1 protein-coding gene is annotated in these 492 nt (G+C 62.8%); it reads right to left on the reverse strand.

All coding sequences use genetic code 11. The features are described 5' to 3' along the window. Positions 1 to 124: 124 nt before the first annotated feature. The coding region (locus tag EXE44_RS18055) for a TGS domain-containing protein (protein WP_137718051.1) at positions 125 to 492 on the reverse strand (368 nt) is incomplete at its 5' end.

The raw sequence follows: 492 nt of genomic DNA on the forward strand, positions 1-492 counted from the left end.
CGCAGCGAAAACGAGCGAGACCACGAGCGTCGCAGCCCGCACGGCGAAGCGGACGGACACGTCTTTTGAAGGCCCTCGCGCCTGAGGCTTTGGAGGTATCTTCACCCGACGCGGGTTTAGAAATTCACTTCCGCGCGACGATCCGCAACACGTCTTCATCAGCCAACTCGTGGCCCTTCCCGACCTGTTGGTCGTCGTGTTTCGCGCTGTCGCCCGACACCCGCGCAAATTTGAAGCGCTCGTCGAACTCGCCGCCGATCTTCGTACAGGCGTCGCCGACCGTGTCGCCCTCGAACAAAATTAGCGGCTCCTCGTAGTCGACGCCGCGACCGGGCTTGTCCATGTAGATGCGAATAACGCCCAGCTCCTCCCAGAGCCGCTCCTTGAGCCCGTCGAGGCCGAGTTCCTTCTCGGCGGAGATGAAGAGCACGTCGTCGGGGTCCAGGTCCCGCTCGCGCAACTCCGCTTTCACCGTCGGGAGGTAGCTCTTGT

This window comes from Halorubrum sp. SS7 (assembly GCF_005435055.1).
Lineage (GTDB): Archaea > Halobacteriota > Halobacteria > Halobacteriales > Haloferacaceae > Halorubrum > Halorubrum salinarum.